Source organism: uncultured Dialister sp. (assembly GCF_900538805.1).
Classification (GTDB): Bacteria; Bacillota; Negativicutes; order Veillonellales; family Dialisteraceae; genus Dialister.
On the sequence record NZ_UPZP01000137.1, the window covers coordinates 1 to 4392 of the forward strand.

The 4392-nt window shown below is 52.7% G+C and carries 3 protein-coding genes and 2 riboswitches; all 3 genes read right to left on the minus strand.

The window, feature by feature from the left end; genetic code table 11:
• Positions 1-411: 411 nt before the first annotated feature.
• Positions 412-588: riboswitch (cobalamin riboswitch) on the minus strand.
• A 100-nt stretch (positions 589-688) separates the two neighbouring features.
• Positions 689-860, minus strand: a riboswitch (cobalamin riboswitch).
• A 476-nt stretch (positions 861-1336) separates the two neighbouring features.
• Positions 1337-2386 carry a type II asparaginase gene (locus tag QZQ29_RS08970; RefSeq protein ID WP_296962500.1) on the minus strand — a complete coding sequence of 350 codons (1050 nt, stop codon included), beginning with the start codon at positions 2384-2386 and terminating at the stop codon, positions 1337-1339.
• Between the two features lie 106 nt (positions 2387-2492).
• Positions 2493-3311, minus strand: a complete 819-nt coding sequence (locus QZQ29_RS08975; RefSeq protein ID WP_296962503.1) for a hypothetical protein — start codon at positions 3309-3311, stop codon at positions 2493-2495.
• Positions 3308-4096 carry a hypothetical protein gene (locus tag QZQ29_RS08980; protein WP_296962506.1) on the minus strand — a complete coding sequence of 263 codons (789 nt, stop codon included), beginning with the start codon at positions 4094-4096 and terminating at the stop codon, positions 3308-3310. The genes QZQ29_RS08975 and QZQ29_RS08980 overlap by 4 nt, the downstream gene beginning before the upstream one ends.
• Positions 4097-4392 lie beyond the last annotated feature (296 nt).

Genomic DNA, 4392 nt, shown 5'->3' on the forward strand with positions numbered 1-4392 from the left:
CTATTCTCGTCATCCCATTCCTCGCATTGCATAAAAATTCTAGAATAAAAGCAGACAACGATTTAATCAGCGCTTCCCTCAGGGGAGACCCCTGTATCAGAGTGGTGCAGGCGCACCCGATATATAGGAACTTCATAAAGAAGCTATGGTAATAGGGATGGGTGATGATGATATTTCCCTTTTACCGCCATCACCCGAAAGGAGATGAACCATGGAGAAATCCCCACAGGTATATGTAAAGCCTATGCAGGCGTTACATCGAAGGAGTGAGCGTTTTGAGGAGAATGATGTTCCCTGTCATCATCTCCCGGCGGATACATAAGAAAATCCACCTTGCCAAAGGACAGGGTGGATTCAGGGTACGCCAAAAAGAGGCTCTATGAATACACACCTTCCCATCGCTCGTAGGTCAGACGGTGATACAAAACAGGCAGTTCTCCTGACTCTGCTTCCTCGCTCCTCCAGCCTTCCCAATATCATCAGTGACTTTTGTTGGAATCGCTCTGCATTACAGTGGCGGGACCGTGCCGGCTTCTCACCGGTCTTCCCTATTAAGCCCTCCTGGGCACCTGCTTCACGTATGAAATTGTGCTCCTCAATAACCGAATGTTCAAACCATGAAAAAAGCTCTTTACACAAGCGTAAAGAGACATCCTTTAGACATCCCCTTCCCATCGCTCGTGGGTTCAAACGGTGATATAAGACAGGCAGTTCTCCTGACTCTGCTTCCTCGCTTATCCGTCTTCCCGATTTCTCAGTGACATTATGGATTCGCTCTGCATTACAGTGGCGGGACCGTGCCGGCTTTCCACCGGTCTTCCCTATTAAGCCCTTCGGGCACCTCTCTTTTCCTATTCGGTTGTACTAATAGTATCACTCTTGATAGCGGATGTCAAATAGAATTTGTGACATGGTACATGGGGGCCGCCATGCGGCCCGGGTGCAGAGGGTTCGGCCCGCCTTTGGCGGGCTGGTTTAAAAGGTTCAGAGGGGAAGGTGGACGGCCCTTTTGGCCGAAGGGGGCTTTGCCCTGCGGGCAAAGGGTTGTGTTCGCTCCACTCAAAAAAGGGGCAGCGCCGTATAGCCCTTGCGCCCCCTTTAGGGGGAGAGGGCCACGAAGTGGCGCAGGGGTGTACGACGCTGCAAGTCGAGAATGATACTCTATGCCATACTGACCGCCAAAGGGCAGCCTGTTTTAGTATAAAATGCTTTTTGAAATTCTTACTGTCATATACCTTTTCAGTCGACAGCGGACAGCGGATTCTATCAATGCCGCACAAGAAACAAGAAACTAGAAACCATCCCACTGTTCCACCAGCCCACCAGCTCACTACTCTTAATACTTCCCAAACATCTCCCCTATGTCCCCGAAGTCCTTTGTTCTTGTCAATGCCAGGGAGAGAAGGATGCGGGCCTTCTGGGGAGAAAGGGAGCCGCCTTGAATGAATCCTTCCTTCTCGTAGGACGGTTCGGCGGAAATGACGGAGCCGCTTCCGGCATGGGAACTTCTCACCACGGGAATGCCCTTTGCTGCCGCCTCTGCCAGTGCTTTTTCATCTTCCCTATGGACGCTGCCGTTTCCGGTACCTGCATAGACGATGCCTTCTGCGCCCATGGAAACAGCGGCTTTCACCATAGCGCCGTCGGCGCCGGCGTGGCCGTAGACGATGTAGACTTTAGGAAGAGCGGTAAGCCCCTTCACGTCAAAGGGTGCCTTTTCTTTGGGCACACGCACCGGCAGGGCGCACCAGCAGGGAATGCCGTCATTCATATAGCCTAAAGGGCCGTCGGGAGAGCGGAAGGTATCAAGGGAGAGGGTATTTCCCTTTGTCACGTTTCTGGCGCCAAAGATGGTGTCATTCATCATGACCAGCACCCCCTTGCCCTTAGCGGAAGGATGCGCCGCCAGGCGGACGGCATTCAGAAGATTCATAGGGCCGTCGGCGCTGACAGCGGTGGCAGGGCGCATGGCGCCGGTAAGCACCAGGGGGATGGAGGGGTTCACCGTGAGCTGGAGAAAATAGGCCGTTTCTTCCATGGTATCGGTGCCATGGATGACGACAAGCCCATCCTTTTCACCGGCCAGTGCATTCACCCTTTCTGAAAGGGTAAGCCAGATGGCGTCGGTCATATCTTTGCTGTCAATTCCACAGATTTCTTTTCCCGTCACCTGGGCATAGTCATTCACCTCCGGCAGGGCGGAAAGGAGATCCTCCACTCCCAGGGCGCCGGCTTCGTAGCCGGTGGTGGCGGTTTCGGAAGAAGCCTTCCCTGCAATGGTGCCGCCGGTGGCGAGAAGATGTACGGAAGGCTTTTCTTCTGCCGAAGCAGAAGTCCTTGAAAGGAAAAGGAATAAAATCACAAGCAGAAAAATAGAAAGAATCATAGTCATGCCTCCTGTAGATGATTTTAGAATGGCTGGATTCATTATATCATTTCGCAAAATTCATGGTAAAAAAAGACCTTCCTCTATGACAAGAAGGTCTTTTCTATTATTTTTTTATATCTTCCATCAGAGGCCGATGAAGGAGTTCCAAACCCGCCCTTTCGACGATATCCCTTTCGCTGTCCGCCGCTGCCAGGAAAAGGAAGCGATAGCTGCCGTCCACTTTAGACGCAAAGCCCCGAATGAAAAGGGGCACCATCCAGCCGTCGGCGGAGAATACGGGGCGGATGGAAAAGCTGTAGGTCTTGGGGCTTCCCTTTAAGGTATGGAGCTGTTCCACATGGACCATATCCACCGTGAGGAAATCGTAGGGAAGCCTTTCTCCCGTATCTCTCCTCACCTCGTCCACCGCATGGAGGAACACTTCATTCATCGCGCTCTCCAGCTTCAGGAGGCCCACATTAAAAGCAAGCATGCGGGCGCCGGACTCCCTGGTATGTCCTTCAGGAAGAAACATGCCGCCGAAGTAATCGTCCGAAGCCTTACCTTTGAAAGTGGCACCTATGGCCAGAGCGCCGGCGGTATATTTCTTTCCCTCCACCGTCACAGTGCCCATGTGGCGGGCAAAGACGGAGTCTCCCTTCGCCAAGGGTTCATACTGCATATGCTTTGGCAGGGATACATGGCTCAGGAATGAATCGCCCATTTCAGACACCGGCACAGCCCCCGCCTTCTGGATGGTATCGGCCAGAGGCGCCGTGCTGCCGCCCATCACCGGCCCCACTCCCGGGAACACCGGGGCCAGAGCACTCATCTCTCCTTGAGTGCCATTTCCATCAGCACGGGAAAGGTCCTGTGCCCCTGCAAAGCCTCCCGCCATCATAAGAGAAAAGGCAAGGAGGACTGCGGTTTTCCTGATTCTCATTTCTTCGCTTCCTTCAATGCCTTATCCAGAAGGGGCTGGAAATACCGGCCCGATGCCTGGTCTGCCGCAAACACTGTATACACCGTCTTCCCTTCGTCCCTGGTAATGACTCCTTTCACATAGAGGGGAATCATGAAACCGTTCTTATTGAGCACCAGACGGGCATCAGCGGTACGGTAGGAAAGTCCCTTTTCCGATTTCCTGTCTTCCCAGGAGGAATGGTCCTCCACCTTCACTGCTCCGCGGAAAAGGGAAAGCGCCCTATCCAGGGAATCCTCTTTAGCCCTATCTTTGGCAGGAGCCGTTTCCTTCACAGCGGAAACATCCTTTACCGCAGCCGTCTCGGTTTCCGGCTTTTCCTTATCGGAAAGGGCTGTGTGGCCGTACATGGCAAGCTTTAACATGTCGCTGTCGGAAACGGACAGGGAAACCATCATGCCCTGGTAAAAGGTATCATCTGCAGCAGCCCGCAGCTGGTACACCTTTCCTGTGCGGAGGATGGAAACAGCCATTTCTGAAAATTCTTTGGAATAGTCCTTATCCTTCGGGAAAACAGCAGCCCCTTCCAGTGCTTTCTCCACCGTCTTGGCAGCATCCGGTTCCATGAGCCAGTCATGAAGCTGGCTTCCAAAGAAGGACCTCTCTCCGGGATACACGGAAACGGAGGACCCCATGTCCATCACTTCCCCGCCGGACAGGGTCAGGGAATCTGCGGAAACCGCCATACTGCCTGCCGTTACTGCCAGGGCGGTCAAGGAAGCCGCCAGCCACTTCTTCATTTTCATATATCTTCACCTTTCTTCAATCAATGCATGGTTTTAGAAATATTATATCATTTTCCAGCGGCCCGTGACTATGGGGATAGGTGAGATAGTTGGACAGCGGGACAGTGGGATAGTGGGAAAGTGGGATAGCCCGCTATCGGCTGTCAGCTGTCTGCTGTCCGCTGGTGGCAGGTGCTGCTGTTGGTGTCACTTACGACACGCACCGAGATTCTTCGCTTCGCTCAGTATTCTGGTCATATGTCAAGTCTTTTTTTTGAAGAAATTTATTGTTTTTTCTTAAAAAAGGGTAACCTTAA

Coding starts and splice junctions, on each gene's coding strand:
- QZQ29_RS08970 (WP_296962500.1), bottom strand. CDS start 2,386: ATGATTCTTTCTATTTTTCTGCTTGTGATTTTATTCCTTTTCCTTTCA.
- QZQ29_RS08975 (WP_296962503.1), bottom strand. CDS start 3,311: ATGAGAATCAGGAAAACCGCAGTCCTCCTTGCCTTTTCTCTTATGATG.
- QZQ29_RS08980 (WP_296962506.1), bottom strand. CDS start 4,096: ATGAAAATGAAGAAGTGGCTGGCGGCTTCCTTGACCGCCCTGGCAGTA.